Here is a 19,959-nt window from a genome sequence, read left to right on the forward strand (position 1 = left end):
GGACCCCCTGACAGACGTGCTCAACCACTGCAAGGAGCCGCACACTGTGAGCAGTGCCGACCAGACCCCTGCCGCGAACACCGAGCTGCGCGCGGACATCCGCCGCCTCGGAGACCTGCTGGGCGAAACCCTCGTACGCCAGGAAGGCCAGGAGCTCCTCGACCTCGTCGAGCGCGTCCGCGCCCTGACCCGCACCGACGGCGAGGCCGCGGCCGAGCTTCTCGGCGACACGGACCTGGAGACCGCCGCACAGCTCGTGCGCGCCTTCTCCACCTACTTCCACCTCGCCAACGTCACCGAGCAGGTCCACCGCGCCCACGAGATGCGCGACCGCCGGGCCGCCGAGGGCGGGCTCCTCGCCCGCACCGCTGACCGCCTCAAGGACGCCGACCCCGAGCACCTGCGCCAGACGGTCAAGAACCTCAACGTGCGGCCCGTCTTCACCGCACACCCCACCGAAGCCGCCCGCCGCTCCGTGCTCAACAAGCTCCGCCGCATCGCGGAGCTCCTGGAGACCCCGGTCATCGAGGCCGACCGCCGGCGCCACGACCTCCGCCTCGCCGAGAACATCGACCTCATCTGGCAGACCGACGAGCTCCGCGTCGTCCGGCCCGAGCCCGCCGACGAGGCCCGCAACGCCATCTACTACCTCGACGAACTCCACGCCAACGCCGTCGGGGACGTCCTGGAGGACCTCGCCGCCGAACTGGAACGCGTCGGCGTCGAACTCCCCGCCGGCACCCGCCCCCTCACCTTCGGCACCTGGATCGGCGGCGACCGCGACGGCAACCCCAACGTGACGCCCGCCGTCACCTGGGACATCCTCATCCTCCAGCACGAGCACGGCATCACCGATGCCCTCGAACTGGTCGACTACCTGCGCGGACTCCTCTCCAACTCCATCCGCTACACCGGGGCCACCGACGAGCTCCTCACCTCCCTCCAGACCGACCTGGAACTCCTCCCCGAGATCAGCCCCCGCTACAAGCGGCTGAACGCCGAGGAGCCCTACCGCCTCAAGGCCACCTGCATCCGCCAGAAGCTCGTCAACACCCGCGAGCGCCTCGCCAACGGCACCCCCCACCGCCCCGGCTGCGACTACCTCGGCACCTCCGAACTCATCGCCGACCTCGTGCTCATCCAGACCTCCCTGCGCGAACACCGCGGCGGACTCTTCGCCGACGGCCGCATGGACCGCACCATCCGCACGCTGTCCGCCTTCGGACTCCAGCTCGCCACCATGGACGTACGCGAACACGCCGACGCCCACCACCACGCCCTCGGCCAGCTCTTCGACCGGCTCGGTGAGGAATCCTGGCGCTACGCCGACATGCCCCGCGACTACCGGCAGAAGCTCCTCGCCAAGGAACTCCGCTCCCGCCGCCCCCTCGCTCCGACCCCGGCCCCGCTGGACGCCGCGGGCGAGAAGACCCTCGGCGTCTTCCACACCATCAGCCACGCCTTCGAGCGCTTCGGCCCCGAGGTCATCGAGTCCTACATCATCTCGATGTGCCAGGGCGCCGACGACGTCTTCGCCGCCGCCGTCCTCGCCCGTGAGGCCGGCCTCATCGACCTCCACAGCGGCTGGGCCAAGATCGGCATCGTGCCGCTCCTGGAGACCACCGACGAACTCAAGGCCGCCGACGTCATCCTCGACGAGATGCTCGCCGACCCCTCCTACCGCCGGCTCGTCTCACTCCGCGGCGACGTCCAGGAGGTCATGCTCGGCTACTCCGACTCCTCCAAGTTCGGCGGCATCACCACCTCCCAGTGGGAGATCCACCGCGCCCAGCGCCGGCTCCGCGACGTCGCCCACCGCTACGGCGTACGCCTGCGCCTCTTCCACGGGCGCGGCGGCACCGTCGGCCGCGGCGGCGGCCCCTCCCACGACGCGATCCTCGCGCAGCCCTGGGGCACGCTGGAGGGCGAGATCAAGGTGACCGAGCAGGGCGAGGTCATCTCCGACAAGTACCTCATCCCCGCGCTCGCCCGCGAGAACCTGGAACTGACCGTCGCGGCCACCCTCCAGGCCTCCGCGCTCCACACCGCACCCCGCCAGTCCGACGAGGCCCTCGCCCGCTGGGACGCGGCCATGGACACCGTCTCCGACGCCGCCCACGACGCCTACCGCAAGCTCGTCGAGGACCCGGACCTGCCCGCCTACTTCCTCGCCTCCACCCCGGTGGACCAGCTCGCCGACCTGCACCTGGGCTCGCGGCCCTCCCGCCGCCCCGGCTCGGGCGTCTCGCTCGACGGCCTGCGCGCCATCCCGTGGGTCTTCGGCTGGACCCAGTCACGGCAGATCGTCCCCGGCTGGTTCGGCGTCGGCTCCGGCCTCAAGGCACTGCGAGAAAGCGGCCTCGACACCGTCCTGGACGAAATGCACGAACAGTGGCACTTCTTCCAGAACTTCCTCTCCAACGTCGAGATGACCCTCGCCAAGACCGACCTGCGCATCGCCCGGCACTACGTCGACACCCTCGTGCCCGACGAGCTCAAGCACGTCTTCGACGTCATCCAGGCCGAGCATGAACTCACCGTCAGCGAAGTCCTCAAGGTCACCGGCGGCAAGGAACTCCTCGGCACCAGCCCGGTGCTCCAGCAGACCTTCGCCATCCGCGACGCCTACCTGGACCCGATCTCCTACCTCCAGGTGTCGCTCCTCGCCCGCCAGCGCCAGGCAGCCGCACGCGGCGAGGAAGCCGACCCGCTGCTCTCCCGCGCCCTGCTGCTCACCGTCAACGGCGTCGCCGCCGGCCTGCGCAACACCGGCTGACCCCGAACCCGGAGACCGAGCGGGTGCGGCCCCTCAGAGGGCGACGAACGTCGCCGTCAACAGGGCCGCACCCGCGATCCCCGTGACCCAGGCCGTCCGCGTCATCCGCAGACCGCCACCGATCAACAGGGCCGACAGCAACAACGCGCCGCCGAACGGCACCCAGGCATGCAGAAAGCCGGGCACACCCGTCCGCACGACGGCATCCGAACCCGGCTTCACCACCACGGGAAAACGGTCGCCCTTGCGCACCGCGACCGACTTCTCGATCGTCACCCCACCACGCCGCCGCGAATCCGCGTCCGGCGAGAACGACCCCGTGCACGCGTCCTCACCGCACCCCGTCACCACCACCGTCCCGTGCTCACGGCCCTTGGCCAGCACGATGTGGTGCGCGCTGTTCCACGACGACCACACGCCCGCGACCAGCAGCAACAGGACGACACAGCCCGCGGCGAACGAACGGCCATGGGCCAGCACCCGGGGGGAGGACTTCCGCTTCATGGAGGCAGATCCTTGGGCAGAGCCCAGCCCAAGGTCAACCTGCGGCCGGAAAAGAACCGGGTAGCACCACGAATGTCAGGAGTTGTACGCGGACTGAGCCCGCTCCAGCCCCTCCGCCAGCAACGACTCCACCGCATCCGCCGACCGGTCCACCAGGAACGCGAGCTCCTTGCGCTCCGCCGACGAGAAGTCCTTCAGCACGAAGTCCGCCACCTGCATCCGGCCCGGCGGCCTGCCGATCCCGAACCGCACCCGGTGATAGTCCGCACCCATCGACTTCGTCATCGACTTCAGCCCGTTGTGCCCGTTGTCCCCACCACCGAGCTTCAGCCGCAGCACCCCGAAATCGACGTCCAGCTCGTCATGCACCGCCACCACGTGATCCAACGGCACCTTGTAGAAATCACGCAACGCCGTCACCGGCCCACCCGACAGATTCATGTACGACATCGGCTTCGCCAGCACCACCCGCCGGCTCGCCGGCCCGGGCGGACCGATCCGCCCCTCCAGCACCTGCGCCTGCGCCTTCTGCGCCCGCTTGAACTTCCCGCCGATCCGCTCCGCCAGCAGATCAGCCACCATGAAACCGACGTTGTGCCGATTCGCCGCATAGTCGGGGCCGGGGTTGCCGAGGCCCACGATCAGCCACGGGTCGGTGGGATCGGACATCACAGCTCGCTCTCCTCGCGGCACGTACATGCCGGTCCATACGGCTTCGGTACAGGGAAACGGGGCGGCGGCACCCCCGGAAGGGAACCGCCACCCCGTCAGTCAAGCAGGTGGGGCGAGGCTCAGGCCTCGGCAGCCGCTTCCTCGGCGCCTTCGGCAGCCGGCTCCTCGGCCTGCGCCGCGACGACCTGGAGGACGACCGCGTCCTCGTCGCCCGCGAGCACCGAACCCTTGGGGAGCGGGATGTCCTTCGCGAGGATCGAGTCACCGGCGTCCAGGCCCGCCACGGAGACCGTGACCGACTCGGGGATGTGGGTGGCCTCGGCCTCGACGAGGAGCGTGTTCTGCACGAACTCGAGCAGGTTGGCGCCCGGGGCGAGCTCGCCGTCGGTGTGCACCGCGATCTCGACGTTGACCTTCTCGCCGCGCTTCACGGTCAGCAGGTCGACGTGCTCGATGTTGCCCTTGATGGCGTTGCGCTGCACGGCCTTCGGGATCACCAGGGCGTCCTTGCCGTCGATCTCCAGACCGATCAGGACGTTGGCGGTACGCAGCGCGAGAAGCAGCTCGTGGCCCGGCAGGTTGATGTGAACCGGCTCCGCACCGTGGCCGTAGACGACCCCGGGAACCAGGTTGGCGCGGCGGGTACGACGGGCAGCGCCCTTGCCGAACTCCGTACGGACCGTTGCGTCGAGCTTGATCTCAGCCATGCTGCACTCCTCGTAGGTGACGAAAGAAACCGATGGTCACCCGGCCCACGACAGGCCTGCTACGAAGAGCGCGTCGATAACGGACCACCGGCCCATGTCCGAGAACACGAGTACGGCCTCCCTCGCCGAGCAACTCCAAGAGTCTACCCGGCCGGGAGGCCGTACCCAAAGTGGATCAAGTGGTCACCCGAAGGCGGTCACTCGTTCTCCTCGAAGAGGCTCGTCACCGAACCGTCCTCGAACACCTCACGCACCGCACGCGCGATCGTCGGCGCGATCGACAGCACAGTGATCTTGTCGATCTCCAGCTCACCCGGCGTCGGCAGCGTGTCGGTGAACACGAACTCGCTGACCTTCGAGTTCTTCAGACGGTCCGCGGCGGGCCCCGACAGCACACCGTGCGTCGCCGTCACTATGACGTCCTCCGCACCGTGCGCGAACAGCGCGTCGGCCGCCGCGCAGATCGTGCCACCGGTGTCGATCATGTCGTCGACCAGCACACACACCCGGCCTTCGACGTTGCCCACGACCTCGTGGACGCTTACCTGGTTCGGCACGTCCTTGTCGCGGCGCTTGTGCACGATCGCCAGCGGCGCGTCCAGCCGGTCGCACCAGCGGTCCGCGACCCGCACACGTCCGGCGTCCGGCGACACGATCGTCAGCTTCGACCGGTCCACCTTCGCACCCACGTAGTCCGCCAGGATCGGCAGCGCGAACAGGTGGTCCACCGGACCGTCGAAGAAGCCCTGGATCTGGTCCGTGTGCAGATCGACGGTGAGGATACGGTCCGCACCCGCCGTCTTCATCAGGTCCGCGACCATGCGCGCCGAGATCGGCTCACGGCCCCGGTGCTTCTTGTCCTGACGGGCATACCCGTAGAACGGCACGATCACCGTCACCGACCGGGCGGACGCACGCTTCAGCGCGTCCAGCATGATCAGCTGCTCCATGATCCACTTGTTGATCGGAGCCGTGTGGCTCTGGATCAGGAAGCAGTCGGCACCACGGGCCGACTCCTGGAAACGCACGTAGATCTCACCGTTGGCGAAATCGAAGGCCTTCGTCGGCACGAGACCGACACCCAGTTGATGTGCGACCTCCTCGGCCAGCTCGGGGTGGGCGCGGCCGGAGAAGAGCATCAGCTTCTTCTCGCCGGTCGTCTTGATCCCGGTCACAGCACAGTCTCCTCAGACGTGTATCTGGCACAGCGCGCATGTGTCCCGATGTGCGACGAGCCAGCCGAAATGGGTGAGCATCTATCACGGTACGCCAGGCGTAGGTGCACCTGTTTCCGGTCAGCTTTCGCCGTCGGACTCCGACACTGCCGCCTGAGCCGCCCTGGCCGCCGCGCTCCCGGGACGCTTCCGGGCGACCCAGCCCTCGATATTCCGCTGCTGGCCCCGGGCGACGGCCAGCGAGCCGGACGGCACGTCCTTGGTGATGACCGAACCCGCCGCCGTGTAAACGCCGTCCCCGACCGTGACGGGCGCCACAAACATATTGTCCGACCCGGTCCGGCAGTGGGACCCGATCGTGGTGTGGTGCTTCGCCACCCCGTCGTAGTTCACGAACACGCTCGCCGCACCGATGTTGGTGTGGTCACCGATCGTCGCGTCACCGACGTAACTCAGGTGCGGCACCTTCGTGCCCTCACCGATCGTCGCGTTCTTCATCTCGACGTACGTACCCGCCTTGGAGTTCGCACCCATGCGCGTACCCGGCCGCAGATACGCGAACGGACCCACCGTCGCACCCGGACCCACCTCGGCCCCGTCCGCCACCGTGTTGTCCACCCGCGCGCCCGCGTGCACGACCGTGTCCTTCAGCCGCGAGTTCGGACCCACCTCGGCATCCTCCGCCAGGTGCGTCGTCCCCAGCAGCTGCGTACCCGGATGCACGATCGCATCCCGCTCGTACGTCACCGTCGCGTCGATCAGCGTCGACGCCGGCTCCACGACCGTCACACCCGCCAGCATCGCGCGCTCCAGCAGGCGCTCGTTGAGCAGCCGCCGCGCCTCGGCCAGCTGGAGCCGGTTGTTGATGCCCAGGATCTCCCGGTGGTCACCCGTGACCGAGGCCCCCACCCGATGACCCGCCTCCCGCAGGATCGACAGCACATCGGTGAGGTACTCCTCGCCCTGGCTGTTGTCCGTGCGCACCTTGCCCAGCGCCTCGGTCAGCAGACGGCCGTCGAACGCGAAGACCCCGGAGTTGATCTCCCGGATCGCACGCTGCGCGTCGGTCGCGTCCTTGTGCTCGACGATCTCCGTGACCGCCCCGGTCGCCGCGTCGCGGATGATCCGGCCGTAACCGGTCGAGTCCGGGACCTCGGCGGTCAGCACGGTGACCGCGTTGGCGTCGGCGGCATGCGTGGCGGCCAGCACGGACAGCGTCTCGCCCGAGAGCAGCGGGGTGTCCCCGCACAGGACGATCACGGTGCCGTCGACGGTGCCGCCGAGTTCTTCGAGCCCCATGCGGACCGCGTGGCCGGTGCCGTTCTGCTCGGCCTGGTGGGCGGTGCGCACCGGGGTCCCGCCTGCGGAGAGGTGCGCGGTGACCTGCTCGCCGCCATGGCCGACGACCACGACGAGGTGTTCGGGGTTCAGGCGGCCGGCGGCGGCCACGACGTGTCCGACGAGGGAGCGTCCGGAGATCTCGTGCAGGACCTTGGGGGTCTTCGACTTCATGCGGGTTCCCTCACCCGCTGCGAGGACGACGACGGCCAGGCTGTTGGCGCTCACGGATGTGCCCTTCGGCTTCGGGTGGTGGACACCCGCAGGATACCGGGGGCGTATATGCCCGAAACGAGCGCGGGCCCCGACCGTGAGGTCGGGGCCCGCGAGTGCAGCTCCCCCACCAGGACTCGAACCCGGACAAATAGCACCAAAAGCTACTGTGCTGCCAATTACACCATGGGGGAACAAAGCGGACATTTCCTCATTCCGCTCGATCGGCACCCAATACTATGCCGTACCAAGCGCCTTCCGCGCGACGGTAAAGCTCGGCGCTCTGGGACACGTAGACGGCTAGGCATCCTCGATAGGTGTTGCCGGTGTTTTTGCGCACGGTCTTCGGGTTGTGCTTCTTGAGAGTCGTCTTCCCGAATGCTGAGGCGGGTGCGCCTGTCAGGTCGGCCCAAAAAGCCTCGGCCCCTGCGACGTCTGCCGATTCGTGGATGCTCACCCGGAAGCGCATGCGGTCGCGGGAGACGCCGAGCAGGTTGAGCCAGTGGAGAAACAAGTTGATCACGTCGGGATCGCTATTGATCAGTTCGATGCGTTCGCGCCTGCTGTACGACTTGTCCTTGGTGCCCTCGGCCCAGTAGAGGGCAACCCCCGCGATGAACAGTTCTCTGTCCGAAAGCCTCCCCACGGCGTCTCGTGCTGTCCGCTTGGTCTCCTTGCGTTCTGCGTCCCGGTTGGCGCGTAGATCGGCCAGCCCGGCGTTCATGCGCGCGAGGCGCTCCGCTTCTGTGTAGCGCGGCTCCGGGGTCGGGAGGTCTCGAACCCAGAGTGAGATCGAGCTCTTTGAGCAGCCCAACTCCATCTGGATCTGGTCGTACGTCAGTCCTCGCAGGCGTAGCTCTCTTGCCTTGGTGTGCAAGTCGTCCTTCGCGCGCGGGCGTTTCGTCCAAGTTGGTGCTGGCTCGCCCTCCAGGAGGCGATGAAGGATGTCGTTGTTGAAGACCTTCAGTCGGTCCCTGATCTGCCGCACGCTCAGTCCCTCGCGCCGCAGGGCGACCGCCTTCTCGCGGAGTCCCTCGAAGTCCGCGTACTTGCCTTTGGCATGTGTCATACGAACAGAGTGGTCCGGAATGCGGACGTCCGGCATGGAAGGGGCCCCAGTTCACCGGATCGTGGGATGTGCCTGTTTTAGCGGTACGACCAGTGACTTTCCGTGCTCACGGAGTCTCCGGAAAATGAGATGCGGCCGCCCGTACGCTGGATGCCATGACCGTAACGGGGGCAGACCTGGGAGCGGCGGGCCCGACCACCCGCGGCTACTGGTGGTGGGGGCGGCGGCGGAGCGTCGCCCTGGACGTGGGACTCGCGCTGGTCTCGGCGCTGGAGTGCGCGCTGGAGGGGGTGTCGTTCGCCGGGGACACCGGGCTGCCGGTGCCGTTCGGGGTGTTGTTCGGCCTGCTGGCCGGGTCGGTGCTCGTGCTGCGCAGGCGGTGGCCGATCGCGGTGGTGCTGGTGTCGATCGCGACGACGCCCGCCGAGATGGGCTTCCTGATGGCGATCGTCGGCCTCTACACGCTGGCGGCCTCCGACGTGCCGCGCAGGATCACCGTCGTGCTGACGGGGATGACGCTGGTCGGCACCTTCATCGTGTCGTACGTGCGACTGCGGCAGACGGTGGACGCCGACGCGGACTTCGGGCCGGGGGTCTGGTACGTCCCGGTCGTGTCCCTCTTCATGTCGCTGGGGCTGACGGCGCCGGCGGTGCTCTTCGGTCTGTACATCGGGGCCAGGCGCAGGCTGATGGAGAGCTTGCGGGAGCGCGCGGACTCGTTGGAGCGGGAACTGTCGCTGCTGGCGGACCGGGCCGAGGAGCGGGCGGAGTGGGCGCGTACGGAGGAGCGGACGCGGATCGCCCGCGAGATGCATGACGTCGTGGCCCACCGGGTGAGCCTGATGGTGGTGCACGCGGCGGCGTTGCAGGCGGTGGCTCCGAAGGATCCGGCGAAGGCGGTGCGGAACGCGGCGCTGGTCGGTGACATGGGCCGGCAGGCGCTGACCGAGTTGCGGGAGATGCTCGGGGTGCTGCGGAGCGGTGACGCGCTGGTCGCGCCGCCGGTGGGAATCGTGCCGCTGGCTTCCGTCGGGCGGGCGGCGGCGGCTGCCGCGGCTGCGGTGGTGGAGGAGGGGCCGCGGCTGTGCGAGGTGGAGGCGCTGGTGGCGCAGTCCCGTGAGGCGGGGATGACGGTGGAGCTGTCGGTGGAGGGGGAGTTGCGTCCGTATGCGCCGGAGGTGGAGCAGACGGCGTACCGGGTGGTGCAGGAGGCGCTGACGAACGTGCACAAGCATGCGGCGGGGTCGAGGGCGTGGGTGCGGCTCGCGCATCGGGGTGCGGAGGTGGCGATGCAGGTGGAGAACGGTCCGTCGGACGGGGCGGCGGCGGATGCGGGGCTGCCGAGCGGGGGCAACGGTCTGGTGGGGATGCGGGAGCGTGTGCTCGGGCTGGGGGGTGTGTTCGTGTCGGGGCCGACGGATGCGGGTGGTTTCCGGGTGTCGGCGGTGCTGCCGGACGCCGGCGTGGCGTGAGGCGGTTGTGCGGGGGCGGGTCCGGGGGTCCGGCGGCCGGTTGCGGGGTGTCCGGGCCGGGGTGAGGTGCCGGGTGCTCAGCCGGAGGTGAGGCGGGTGGGCTGTGCGCCGGTCATGAGGGCTTCCAGGGCCCGGTCGATGTCGGAGCCGAGGTACCAGTCGCCGGTGTGGTCGATGGAGTAGACGCGTCCTTCGCTGTCGATGGCGAGGACGGCCTGGCCGTCGCCTTCTTCGCCGAGGGGTGCGACTTCGGTCTGCAGTGCGCGGCCGAGGTCGCTGAGGGTGCGGGCGAGGTGGAGTCCGTTGAGCGGGTCGATGGCCACGGCGGTGGTGGCGATCTGCCGGCCGGGGGCGATCGCGGTGATGCGGAGGCCGCCGAATTCTGCCCAGGCTTCGACGGCTGCGGGGAAGACGGCGTGTTGGTGGCCTGCGGGGGAGGCGTGGGAGCGGAGGGCGTCGGCCCATTCCTCGGCCTGCCGGATGTCCCAGCGTCCGGGTGCCCATCCTGCGTTGCGGAGTGCTGTGTCGACGTTGAGTGAGAAGCGGGTGGCGGGGGTGTGGTGCTGTTGGGCGGGCAGTCCTGTGCGGTCGTGCATGGTGGTGTGTTCAGCCCTTCTCGGCCGTGGTCGCCGTGCCCGTGCCGGCGAGGTCGACGGGGCGCACACCGAAGTGGGCGAGCATCGCCGTGCAGGAGCGGCAGGGGGGTGCGTAGCTGCCGTGGAGGGGGTCGCCGTCCTCGCGGATGTGGCGGGCGGTGAGCCGGGCGTGTTTGAGTGCGCGGCGGGCTTCGCCGTTGGTGAGGGGTTTGCGTTGGGCTCTTTTGGAGCGGTTCTCGTCGGCGGCGTTGAGTTGCCGTGACAGGAGTATGGCTTCGGGGCAGCGTCCGGTGAAGCGTTCGCGCTGGTTGCTGGTGAGGGTGTCGAGGAAGTCCTGTACGAGTGCGTGGAGGGCCGGTGGCTGGTCGCCCTTGCCCGCGGTGCAGGTGAGGGTCTCTCCGCGTACGGACAGGGCTGCGGCCACCGCGGGCAGGATGCCGTCGCGGCGGTGCTGGAGTCGGGGTGCGCGGCTGGGCTCGGTGGTGCTCCAACTGAGTCGCGGATCTCCGGATGTGACTGGTTGTGCTGTGTGCATGACGATCGTGTCCCTCCCGTGCAATCCCCCGAGTTGCGGGGGACAGCCTGCCAAATGTGCAGGGTGGTGGGGAAGCTGGGGCGGGGAAACGTGTCTGCGTGTCGTGGCTCGGTGGCTGTGTTGTCGTGTGTCCGTCACGCCGTGGTGACGTTCGGTGAGTGGGGGTGCGGGGGCGGGAGCCCTTGTTGCGTCACGGCATAGGCTGTGCGGAACACCGGACGCAGCAGGGGGCAACCGCCATGACGACAGGTCGGCTCGGGCAGCAAGCCGCGCCACCGAACGCGGCTTATGCGGGGCAGGTCGTTCATTTCCCGGATCCTGTCCGGGCGTCCCGTCACCCGAGGGGTGTCCGTGTGGACGGGGACGGCTATCCGGTGCTTTCGCCGTATGCGCGTGCGGCCGCGGAGATCGCGGATCCGCCTCCGGGGTTCGGGGTCGACGAGCTGCGGCTGACGGATTACGTGTCGGCGAACGCGGCGTCGGCGGCGAGCGGTCACGAGTTGTGGGAGACCATTCCGGCGGTGGCGACGCCGCACGGCTGGACGTGGCATCACGTGGCGGGTGGCCGGCGGATGGAGCTGGTGCCGATCGAGGTGAAGGCGCTGCTGCGTCATCACGGCGGTCTGGCGACGGCTTCCGTGGACCAGGACCGTCGGGGTACGCGGCCGCTGCAGGAGACGCGGCCCGCTCATTTCCGGCTTCCCAAGGGGTCGGTGGCGGTGGGCGAGCAGCAGATCCTGGGGGTCGAGGAGGATCTGGGCTACCGGCTTCCCGGTGCGTACCGGTCGTTCCTGAAGGCGGCCGGCGGGTCGGCCCCGGTGGGCGTGGCGCTGGACGCGGAGCTGGGTCTTCTGGTGGACCAGCCGTTCTTCACGGTGCGCGAGGAGGCGGCCGTGAACGACCTGGTGTACGTGAACAAGTGTCTGCGGGACCACTTCACGAAGGAATTCCTGGGTGTGGGTTTCGTCCAGGGCGGCATTCTGGCTTTGAAGGTGCGTGGCACCGGGGTGGGGTCCGTGTGGTTCTGCCCGTACGACGATGCGCGGGATCAGGACGGCTGGGGTGTGCAGGAGCGGGTGGACCGGCTTCTGCTGCCGTGCGGTGAGGACTTCGATGCCTTCCTCCAGCGTCTCGCGGGCAGTCCGCCGGAGTTGGAGACGGTGGCGAACCTGATGGTGGACGGCGGCTTCGCGCGGGCCGTCCCGGTGGAGGGGTGAGCACGGTGGTGACGTTCGCGCAGGCGCAGGAGCGTGCGGATGAGTGGGTCAACGGTGATGTGCCCGCGTATCAGCACCGTGAGGTCCGGGTCCGTGAGTTCGAGCTGGGTTTCGTGGTGTGGGCCGAGGACCGGGCCGAGGGTCCGGTGTCGGACGGGGGCCGTCAGCGGCTGGTGATCGCCCGGGACAGTGGTGAGGCGACGCTGTGGCCGGGTCTGCCGGTGGGCGAGGTGATACGGCGGTACGAGGAGGAGTACGGGGTCTCGGCCGGGGCGCGGGATGTTCCGGAGCCGCCGCAGCGCATCGATCTGAATCAGACGTCGTTCCTGCTGAGTCCGCCCGAGTGGCTTCAGGAGGCGGCGGACAAGCTGGGGATTCCGGACCGGCGGGCGGGTGCGGAGGAGTCTTCGCCGGCTGCTCCCGCTGCCGCCGATCCTTCCGCTCCTTCCGCGGTCCCTGGGCCCGGAACTGCGGGTGCCGCGGGGAGCGGGGCCGCGTGGCCTGCTGCCGTTGGTGAGGAGGACCACGAGCCGACGGCTTCGGACGGTGTGCCGGCCGGGGGTACTCCGTGGGCGGGTACGGACACGAACGCGCATGCCGGCGGGGCCGGTGTGCCGTTGCCCGCGACGGTGTTCGCGCCGCCGCTGTCGGGTTCGGACGACGACGGGGCCCCGCCTCCGGTCGTCTCCGCGGAGGCGCCGACGGCGCTGATGTCCGGTGGCAGCGGGCTGCCGGCGACCGCTGTGGTCCCGGGGCTGGATCCGCAGGCTCCGCCGCCGGGGCCGGCCGGGCCCGGTGCTCCCGCGGCTCCGGCTGTTCCGCCGCCGGGCGCGGGGGACATCGCGGACGCCGCGACGAGCAAGGCCGTGGTACCTCCGAGGGGCGCGCGGGGTGCGGGGCCGACGACTCCGCCGCCCCCCGGGGCGCCGGGCACGCCCGGGGTGCGGCCGGGTGCCGTTCCGCCGCCGGGGCCGGGTGCGCCGGGTGGGCCTGCGGGCGGTTACGTACCGACGCAGTTGGTCTCGCAGCTCGGTCCGCCCGGTGCGACGCCGCCTCCGGGTGCGCCGCAGCCGCCTGCTCCTCCGGGGCCTCCCGGTTCCACGCCGCCCGCGGGTGGTGGGGTGCACCATGCCGCGACGATGTTCGCCGACGCGGGCACCGGTGGCCCGAACGCGCCGCGTCCGCCGGGGCCTCCCGGCCCGCCCGGTGCTCCGCAGCCGGGCGTCACGCCTCCGGGGCCTCCCGGGCCGCCTCCGGGTTCCACGCCGCCTCCGGGTGGCGGGGTGCACCATGCCGCGACGATGCTGGCGGGCCCGGGCGGGCCGCAGCCTCCCGGTCCTCCGGGTCCTCCGGGTCCTCCCGGTCCTCCCGGTCCTCCCGGGATGGCGGGTCCTCCGGGTGTGCCGGGTCCGCACACCCCGCCGCCGCCCGGGGCGTACGGCTATCCGCAGCAGCCGCCGGGCCGGCCGACGGTCGGCCCGGGCTACCAGGCCGTTCTGAGGTTCCGCGCGGCGGACGGCAGCGAGCAGCAGCTGATCCGGCGTTCGGAGCCGGGCACCCCGCATCCGGAGTGGCGGATGCTGCACGAGCTGCGGGGGATGAACGTGCCGCCGCAGCAGGTCATCGAGCTGCACACGGAGCTGGAGTCGTGTGAGCTGCCGGGTGGTTACTGCGCGCGGATGATCCGTGAGACGTGGCCGCAGGTGCGGATCACGAGTGTGGCTCCCTACGGCACCGATCATGCGAGCCGGCAGCAGGGGATGCAGCATCTGCTGACGCATCAGGGTGAGTTGCACCAGGTGGCGGACGGGCCCGCGCGGCCTGCTCCGGTGCGGGCGCCGCTGCCGCAGGTGCCGCCGGCCGCGGCGTTGCCGCCGGAGGCGCTGGCGGAGGAGCTGCACGGGGCGTTCGGGCCGGGTGTGCTCCGGTTCGACCAGCGTGCGGTGTCCCGTCAGGGGGTGCCGGAGGTCGTGGCGCGGACGCTGGTCTGGGCGGGGCTGCCCGCCGACTTCGGGCCGTTCTTCTGGGCGCAGCCGGGGCATCCGGTGGTGCCGACGCTGGCGGAGCTCGCGGCGCAGCGGCAGGTGCCGGTGGCGTCGGACGCGGGTTCGTATCTGGTGATGGGTTCGGACTTCGGCCGGGCGATCTGTGTGCAGTACGGGACGGCGAACATCGTGGCCGTTCCGGTGGAGGCGGGCCCGGGGGGTCAGCCGGTGCCGCCGCAGTTCGTGAACACGGGGCTGCCGGAGTTCGTGCGGTCGATGGCGTTGCTGGGGCGGATGTGGCGGCTGCGGTTCGGCTTGAATCCGGAGCAGGCGGGCCGCTGGACGGTCGATTTCCAGGCGCAGTTGGTGGCGCTGGATCCGGCGGCGCTGGCGTCGCCGGAGAACTGGTGGTCGGTTCTGCTGGAGCAGATGTGGGACGGCCTGCTGTGATCTGATCGGTTCTGGTCTGTTGTGCGCGTGAGGCGTCCGGTCCCTTTCGGGGACGGGCGCCTTTCGTGTGCGCTTTGTGATGTCGGCCGCTTCCGTCCTGAATGCAGCTGATCGATTCCGACTTCCGGGCCAATTACCGCATCCTTGACGTATTGCTTCATGGTCGGGGAGTCGGAGAGCGGGAAGAGGGCTTCAGGGATGAGTGGTGGACCGGTGTCCGCGCACGGTTTTGTCGGCGTACGGGGGCGTGGCTACAGCCCTGAGCAGGTGGACCGGGCGGTGGCCTCGCTGTCGGCGGAGCGGGACGCGGCCCTGGACCGGATCTCGCGGCTGACCGGACTGGCGGAGGAGCTGGCCGCCGAGTCGGCGCGGCTGGCCGAGGTGGTGGCCGCGCTGGCCCCGCAGACGTACGTGTCGCTGGGGGAGCGGGCGCAGCGGATCCTGGCCCTGGCGGAGGCCGAGGCGGAGGCGGCCCGGGGTGCGGCGCTGGAGGAGGCGCAGGCGCTGCGGGACGCGGCGGACGAGGCGGGCCGGGTGGCCCGTGAGGCGGCGCGGGAACGTTCCGCTGAGCTGCGGGCGGCGGCGGACGCCGGCGCGGAGGAGGAGCTGGCCACGGCGCGGGGCCGCGCCGAGTCGCTGGTGGAGGAGGCGCGCCGGGAGGCCGGTGAGGTGCGCGGGACGGCGGACGCGGAGATGGCGGAGACGCGTCGCCGCACGGCCGGTGTGCTGGCGCACCAGGAGCAGGAGCACGCCGAGCGGGGCAAGGCGGCGGACGCGGAGACGGCCGCCGCGGAGGCCGCGGCGGCGGAGCGTGAGGCCGAGCTAGCGGCTCGCGGGGAGGCGCTGCTCGCGCTGGGGCGGAGGCGGTCGGCGGAGGCGGAGGAGGAGGCCCGGCACCGCCAGGAGGACGCGGAGGCGCGGGCCGCGGAGCTGCTGTCCGAGGCGCGGGCGGCCGAGGAGCGGGTGGGGCGGGAGACGGACCGGGTCCTGCGGGAACACCTGGAGAGCCGCGAGGAGTTGCAGGCGCACATGACGCACGTGCGGAATTCGCTGGCGGCGCTGACGGGGCGCGTGACGGCGGGCCCGGCGGGGGACTGACGCCGGGCGGGCCGGACCGGGCCTTCACCGGCGCCCGGCGGGCGGGGCTCCGGCCAGGATCCAGGGCTCGACCGCTTCGTACCGGCGGCGCTGTGCGGCGTTGTCGTCGTTGCGGCCCCGTACGCTGCCGAGCCAGCCGGCGAGGAAGCCGAAGGGGATGGAGACCAGGCCGGTCGTGGTCAGCGGGAACCAGTTGAAGTCGCCGTGGGGGAACACGGATCCGGGGGACCCGGAGACCAGGTCGGTGCCGGTGATGAGGACGAGGACGCACGCGGTGCCGCCGAGGAGGGTCCAGAGCAGGCCGGTGCGGGTGTAGCGGCGCCAGAACATGCTGTAGACGAGGGCCGGGGCGATGGCGGACGCGCCGATGCAGAAGGAGAGGGTCACCAGGGCCTGGACGTTCCAGTGGCGGGCGAGGACGGCGAGGGTGACGGCGAGGGTGCCGACGACGACGGCCGAGCCCCGTGCGGTGACCAGTTCGGTGCGGGTGTCCATGGGGGTGCGGGCGCGCAGTCCGTGGTGGAACAGGTCGTGGGCGAGGGAGTTGGCGCAGGCCAGGATCATTCCGGCGACGGAGGCCAGCAGGGTGAGGAAGATGGCCGTGGTCATGGTCGTGACGACGAGCGCGCCGACCTCGCCGCCGCCCGCGACGGCTCCCGACACCTGGAGGATCGCGCTGTTTCCCTGGGCGCCCGCGGCGGTGATGCGGTCGTGGCCGACGAGGGCGGCGGCGCCGACGCCGATGACGGTGAGCAGCAGGCAGAGGCCCACGACGACGCCGACCGCCCAGGACATGGAGCGGCGGACGGCGCGGGCGTCGCGGACCCCGGTCATCCGCATGGTGATGTGCGGCAGGCAGGCGGCGCCGAGGACGACGGTCAGTTCGGAGCTGATCATGTCGAGCTCGTTGCCGCCGAACTGCAGTCCCGCGTGCAGATAGGCGGTGCCCGCGCCGCTGCCGGTCTCCGCGGCGCGCAGGAGTGCGCCGGTGTCCCAGTCGAAGCGGTCGAGGACGAGGAGGGAGACGAGGAGCCCGGCGCCGAGCAGGACGACGGTCTTGACGATCTGGATGAGGGCGGTGCCCTTCATCCCGCCGATGGCCGCGTAGCCGGTCATGACGACGCCGAGGGTGATGATGGATCCGGTGCGGAATCCGGAGCTGTCGAAGCCGAGGATGAAGGAGAGCAGGTTCCCGCTTCCGGCGAGCTGGACGACCATCAGCGGCAGCAGGGCGGTGAGGGTGACCGTGCAGGAGGCGATGCGGGCGGCCCGGCCGGGGGCCCGGCGGGTGAGCATGTCCCCCATGGTGAACCGGCCCGCGTTGCGCAGGGGTTCGGCCAGCAAGAACATCAGCAGGACGAGGGAGAGCGCCGTGCTGAGGGCGAGGACGAGGCCGTCGTGGCCGGTGAGGGCGATGACTCCGGTGGTGCCGAGGACCGTGGCGGCGGAGAGGTAGTCGCCGGCGACGGCGAGGCCGTTGCGCAGGGGGCCGAGCGAGCGGTAGCCGGTGTAGTACTCGTCGAGGTCGTCGCGGTCGGGCCCGGTCATGACGCAGAGCAGCAGGGTGACGCTGGCGACGGCGATGAACGCGGTCAGGGACATCGTCTGGGCGGACTCGTCGAACCCGTTCACCGGCCCGCTCCCGTCCTGCGGTCCGTGGCCGGCCAGGTGTCCGTGCCGCCGCGGGCGGCCCGGTCGCGCAGTCCGGCGCAGAGCGGGTCGACGGTGCGCCGGGCCGTCCACTCGTACACGGCGATGGCGGCGAGGGCCACGGGGAGCTGGCACAGGCCGAGGAGCAGGCCGGTGGTGAGTCCGCTGTCGCCCACGGGGCGGGTCATGAGAGCGGGGGCGTAGCCGGAGAGGAGCAGGAACAGGGTGAAGTAGCCGAGCGCGGTGAGGGTCGAGACGCGGCGCAGCAGGCGGTAGGCGGTGCGGAGCCGGCGGAGGTCGCTGTGGTGGCCGGGGGCGGATGCCCGGCGCGGGGCGGGTGGGCGGCGCCGGGGTGGCCGCGGGGGCGGTGAGCTCTGCCAGGGCAGCAGGTAGTCGCCGGGGTAGGGCGGGGGCGGGGGCCGGTGGGGTCGCGGTGGTTGCCGGGGCGGCGGGGGGTGGTGGGGGCGTGGGGGCTGCCGGGGCGGGTACGGGGGCGGCTGCGAGTCGTACGGCAAGGCGGTGCTCCTTGCATGGCTCGGGCCCGGGAACGGGCTGCAAGGCAGGGGCGCGGGTGCGCTGTCGGGAGCGCGTACGTTACTCGCGGGTATCGTGGAGGGGGAGGGCTACGGGCGAACTACCGTAGGTAACTCGCCAGTTGTCTAGTCCTTGGGCGCCGGGGGAGCGCTCTCGTGCTCGTCCAGCACGGGGAATCGGCGCGGAGCCACGACGACGAGCACGAGCAGGGCGAGGGCCGCGGCGACCGCGGCGCCGGTGAACACGTGGTCGACGGCGGTGTCGACGGCCCTGCGCAGGTAGTCCGTCGCGGCGGCGGAGAGCGCGGCCGGGTCCTCCAGGGCGTGCGAGACGGCGTCCAGGTCGCCGGGCAGGCCCGGAACGGGGGCGTCGGACAGCCGGGAGGCGAGCACCCCGTTCGCGACGGCGCCGAAGAGGGCGGCGCCCACGCTCTGGCCGACCTGCCGGCAGAAGAGCACGGACGCCGTCGTCGTCCCGCGCTCCGTCCACCCGACCGTCGACTGGACCCCGACGATCAGGGGGAGCTGGAACAGGCCGAGCGTCGCCCCGAGCAGCAGCATCAGCAGGGCGGGCTGCCAGGCCGAGCCGGGGTAGGGGAGCAGCGGGAAGCAGAGGAGGACCAGCAGGGCGCCGGACATGCCGATGATCGCGGTGCGGCGGAAGCCGACGCGGTTGTAGACCCGGTCGGACAGGGCGGCGGAGACGGGCCAGCTCAGGGTCATCACGGACAGGACGAACCCCGCGGCGATCGGGCCGAGCCCGAGGACGGACTGGGCGTACGTCGGCAGGAAGACCGTCGGCGCGACCATCAGCAGCCCCATCGCGCCGAGGGCGAGGTTCACCGACGCGATGGTGCGGCGCCGCCAGACCCAGCCGGGGATGACCGGTTCGGCGGCGCGCCGCTCGATGGCGACGGTCAGGGCGGCCAGTGCGGCGCTCCCCGCCAGCAGTCCCAGCTCGGGTGCCGAGAGCCACGGCCAGGCGACCCCTCCCTGGACGAGGGCGGTCAGCAGGAGCGCGCCGGTGGCGAAGACGGCGAGCGCGCCCGCCCAGTCGACGCGGGGACGGGTGGCCGGGCGCGGCCGAGCCGGTTCGTGGAGGTGACGGACCACCAGCCAGAGGGCGACGGCGCCGACCGGCAGGTTGATCAGGAAGATCCAGCGCCAGTCGGCGTAGGCGGCGAGCAGTCCGCCGGCCGCCGGTCCCGCCACGGCGGACGTGGCCCAGACCGTGGACAGCTTCGCCTGGATCTTCGGGCGTTCCTTCAGCGGGTACAGGTCCGCGGCGATGGTCTGCACCGTGCCCTGGAGGGCGCCGCCGCCGAGGCCCTGGACGACGCGGAAGGCGATCAGGGCCGCCATGTTCCACGCCGCGGCGCAGAGCAGGGAACCGGCGAGGAACAGGATGATGCCGGCGATCAGGACGGGCTTGCGGCCGAAGGTGTCGGAGAGTTTCCCGTACACCGGCAGGGTGACGGTCACCGTCAGCAGGTAGCCGGAGAAGAGCCAGGAGAAGACGGAGAAGCCCCCGAGGTCACCGACGATCTGCGGGACGGCGGTGGCGACGATGGTGCCGTCGATGGCGGCGAGACCCATGCCCAGCATCAGTGCCGCGGCGACCGGCCGGCGGGCCCGGTCGGTGTCCGGCACCGCTCCCCGGGGAGCCGTGCCGCGTACCGCTTCCGGGCTGTCCGTGCCGCCGACGCTCTCCGTGCCGCCCACCGGGGTCCCTTCCCTATGCATCTATCTCCTGGGGGTCACTGTCCCACCGGCGGAGCGAGAAAGGCAGACGCCGGCCGAGGGGTGAGACCCCTACCCGGGTCTCGTCCGCAGGGCCCGGACCCCTAGGGGGAGCTCCGTACTCCGGCCCAGGGATCGTTCCTCCCGCCGGAGGACGAGAGGCACGGGCCCCGTTCCTTACCGTGTTCCTACGTCGCTGATGTGGCCCGCCGCAGGGGGAGGGGTGGGG

The 19,959-nt window shown here is 71.1% G+C and carries 16 protein-coding genes and 1 tRNA gene; 5 read left to right on the plus strand and 12 right to left on the minus strand.

Annotated elements, in window-relative coordinates; genetic code table 11:
* The first annotated feature begins 46 nt into the window (after positions 1-46).
* Positions 47-2,776 (plus strand): phosphoenolpyruvate carboxylase, encoded by a 2,730-nt coding sequence (gene ppc / locus OG206_RS19355; protein ID WP_327117739.1) that lies wholly within the window; start codon positions 47-49, stop codon positions 2,774-2,776.
* Between the two features lie 33 nt (positions 2,777-2,809).
* Here the strand turns inward: ppc and OG206_RS19360 are convergent, their stop codons facing one another.
* From OG206_RS19360 to OG206_RS19390, 7 genes are all read right to left on the minus strand, one after another.
* Positions 2,810-3,280, minus strand: coding sequence for a hypothetical protein (locus tag OG206_RS19360; RefSeq protein WP_327117741.1), 471 nt, complete (start codon positions 3,278-3,280; stop codon positions 2,810-2,812).
* A gap of 75 nt (positions 3,281-3,355) precedes the next feature.
* Positions 3,356-3,949, minus strand: coding sequence for an aminoacyl-tRNA hydrolase (gene pth, locus OG206_RS19365; protein ID WP_327117743.1), 594 nt, complete (start codon positions 3,947-3,949; stop codon positions 3,356-3,358).
* Between the two features lie 122 nt (positions 3,950-4,071).
* Positions 4,072-4,659: a 50S ribosomal protein L25/general stress protein Ctc gene (locus tag OG206_RS19370; RefSeq protein WP_327117745.1), complete on the minus strand. Its 588-nt coding sequence runs from the start codon at positions 4,657-4,659 to the stop codon at positions 4,072-4,074.
* A 197-nt stretch (positions 4,660-4,856) separates the two neighbouring features.
* Positions 4,857-5,834, minus strand: coding sequence for a ribose-phosphate diphosphokinase (locus OG206_RS19375; protein ID WP_327117747.1), 978 nt, complete (start codon positions 5,832-5,834; stop codon positions 4,857-4,859).
* A 120-nt stretch (positions 5,835-5,954) separates the two neighbouring features.
* The gene (glmU, locus tag OG206_RS19380) at positions 5,955-7,400 is read right to left on the minus strand and encodes a bifunctional UDP-N-acetylglucosamine diphosphorylase/glucosamine-1-phosphate N-acetyltransferase GlmU (RefSeq protein ID WP_327117749.1); all 1,446 of its coding nucleotides are present in this window, start codon (positions 7,398-7,400) and stop codon (positions 5,955-5,957) included.
* Between the two features lie 107 nt (positions 7,401-7,507).
* Positions 7,508-7,579, minus strand: a tRNA-Gln gene (locus OG206_RS19385).
* A 17-nt stretch (positions 7,580-7,596) separates the two neighbouring features.
* On the minus strand, positions 7,597-8,454 hold the full coding sequence (locus OG206_RS19390; RefSeq protein ID WP_327117751.1) for a hypothetical protein: 858 nt from the start codon (positions 8,452-8,454) through the stop codon (positions 7,597-7,599).
* A 155-nt stretch (positions 8,455-8,609) separates the two neighbouring features.
* Between OG206_RS19390 and OG206_RS19395 the strand changes: the two genes are divergently transcribed.
* Entirely contained in the window at positions 8,610-9,926 is a 1,317-nt protein-coding gene (locus OG206_RS19395) for a sensor histidine kinase (RefSeq protein WP_327117753.1), read from the plus strand.
* Positions 9,927-10,003: 77 nt separating this feature from the next.
* On the opposite strand, the gene OG206_RS19400 is transcribed toward OG206_RS19395, so the two are convergent.
* Together OG206_RS19400 and OG206_RS19405 are read right to left on the minus strand one after the other, a co-directional pair.
* A complete protein-coding gene (locus tag OG206_RS19400) occupies positions 10,004-10,522 on the minus strand; it encodes an SUKH-3 domain-containing protein (RefSeq protein WP_327117755.1) in 519 nt (172 codons plus the stop codon).
* A 10-nt stretch (positions 10,523-10,532) separates the two neighbouring features.
* On the minus strand, positions 10,533-11,057 hold the full coding sequence (locus tag OG206_RS19405; protein ID WP_327117757.1) for a YwqJ-related putative deaminase: 525 nt from the start codon (positions 11,055-11,057) through the stop codon (positions 10,533-10,535).
* A 239-nt stretch (positions 11,058-11,296) separates the two neighbouring features.
* Between OG206_RS19405 and OG206_RS19410 the strand changes: the two genes are divergently transcribed.
* From OG206_RS19410 to OG206_RS19420, 3 genes are all read left to right on the plus strand, one after another.
* Positions 11,297-12,274, plus strand: a complete 978-nt coding sequence (locus OG206_RS19410; RefSeq protein ID WP_327117759.1) for an SMI1/KNR4 family protein — start codon at positions 11,297-11,299, stop codon at positions 12,272-12,274.
* A 5-nt stretch (positions 12,275-12,279) separates the two neighbouring features.
* Positions 12,280-14,709, plus strand: a complete 2,430-nt coding sequence (locus OG206_RS19415) for an SUKH-4 family immunity protein (RefSeq protein ID WP_442805952.1) — start codon at positions 12,280-12,282, stop codon at positions 14,707-14,709.
* Positions 14,710-14,907: 198 nt separating this feature from the next.
* Positions 14,908-15,807 carry a cellulose-binding protein gene (locus tag OG206_RS19420; protein WP_327117763.1) on the plus strand — a complete coding sequence of 300 codons (900 nt, stop codon included), beginning with the start codon at positions 14,908-14,910 and terminating at the stop codon, positions 15,805-15,807.
* A 24-nt stretch (positions 15,808-15,831) separates the two neighbouring features.
* On the opposite strand, the gene OG206_RS19425 is transcribed toward OG206_RS19420, so the two are convergent.
* From OG206_RS19425 to OG206_RS19435, 3 genes are all read right to left on the minus strand, one after another.
* On the minus strand, positions 15,832-17,409 hold the full coding sequence (locus OG206_RS19425; RefSeq protein WP_327122331.1) for a sodium/solute symporter: 1,578 nt from the start codon (positions 17,407-17,409) through the stop codon (positions 15,832-15,834).
* A 26-nt stretch (positions 17,410-17,435) separates the two neighbouring features.
* On the minus strand, positions 17,436-17,972 hold the full coding sequence (locus OG206_RS19430) for a DUF485 domain-containing protein (RefSeq protein WP_327117765.1): 537 nt from the start codon (positions 17,970-17,972) through the stop codon (positions 17,436-17,438).
* 144 nt (positions 17,973-18,116) lie between these two features.
* Positions 18,117-19,733 carry an MFS transporter gene (locus OG206_RS19435; RefSeq protein WP_327117767.1) on the minus strand — a complete coding sequence of 539 codons (1,617 nt, stop codon included), beginning with the start codon at positions 19,731-19,733 and terminating at the stop codon, positions 18,117-18,119.
* Positions 19,734-19,959: the final 226 nt, after the last annotated feature.

Origin of the sequence: Streptomyces sp. NBC_01341 (assembly GCF_035946055.1) — a bacterium.
Lineage (GTDB): Bacteria > Actinomycetota > Actinomycetes > Streptomycetales > Streptomycetaceae > Streptomyces.

What these genes read in the sequence shown, in the direction of transcription:
- OG206_RS19360 (WP_327117741.1), bottom strand. Translation starts at nt 3,280, where the DNA reads ATGAAGCGGAAGTCCTCCCCCCGGGTGCTGGCCCATGGCCGTTCGTTC.
- OG206_RS19410 (WP_327117759.1), top strand. Translation starts at nt 11,297, where the DNA reads ATGACGACAGGTCGGCTCGGGCAGCAAGCCGCGCCACCGAACGCGGCT.
- OG206_RS19405 (WP_327117757.1), bottom strand. Translation starts at nt 11,057, where the DNA reads ATGCACACAGCACAACCAGTCACATCCGGAGATCCGCGACTCAGTTGG.
- OG206_RS19390 (WP_327117751.1), bottom strand. Translation starts at nt 8,454, where the DNA reads ATGACACATGCCAAAGGCAAGTACGCGGACTTCGAGGGACTCCGCGAG.
- OG206_RS19420 (WP_327117763.1), top strand. Translation starts at nt 14,908, where the DNA reads ATGAGTGGTGGACCGGTGTCCGCGCACGGTTTTGTCGGCGTACGGGGG.
- pth (WP_327117743.1), bottom strand. Translation starts at nt 3,949, where the DNA reads ATGTCCGATCCCACCGACCCGTGGCTGATCGTGGGCCTCGGCAACCCC.
- OG206_RS19370 (WP_327117745.1), bottom strand. Translation starts at nt 4,659, where the DNA reads ATGGCTGAGATCAAGCTCGACGCAACGGTCCGTACGGAGTTCGGCAAG.
- OG206_RS19425 (WP_327122331.1), bottom strand. Translation starts at nt 17,409, where the DNA reads ATGTCCCTGACCGCGTTCATCGCCGTCGCCAGCGTCACCCTGCTGCTC.
- OG206_RS19435 (WP_327117767.1), bottom strand. Translation starts at nt 19,733, where the DNA reads ATGCATAGGGAAGGGACCCCGGTGGGCGGCACGGAGAGCGTCGGCGGC.
- OG206_RS19395 (WP_327117753.1), top strand. Translation starts at nt 8,610, where the DNA reads ATGACCGTAACGGGGGCAGACCTGGGAGCGGCGGGCCCGACCACCCGC.
- OG206_RS19400 (WP_327117755.1), bottom strand. Translation starts at nt 10,522, where the DNA reads ATGCACGACCGCACAGGACTGCCCGCCCAACAGCACCACACCCCCGCC.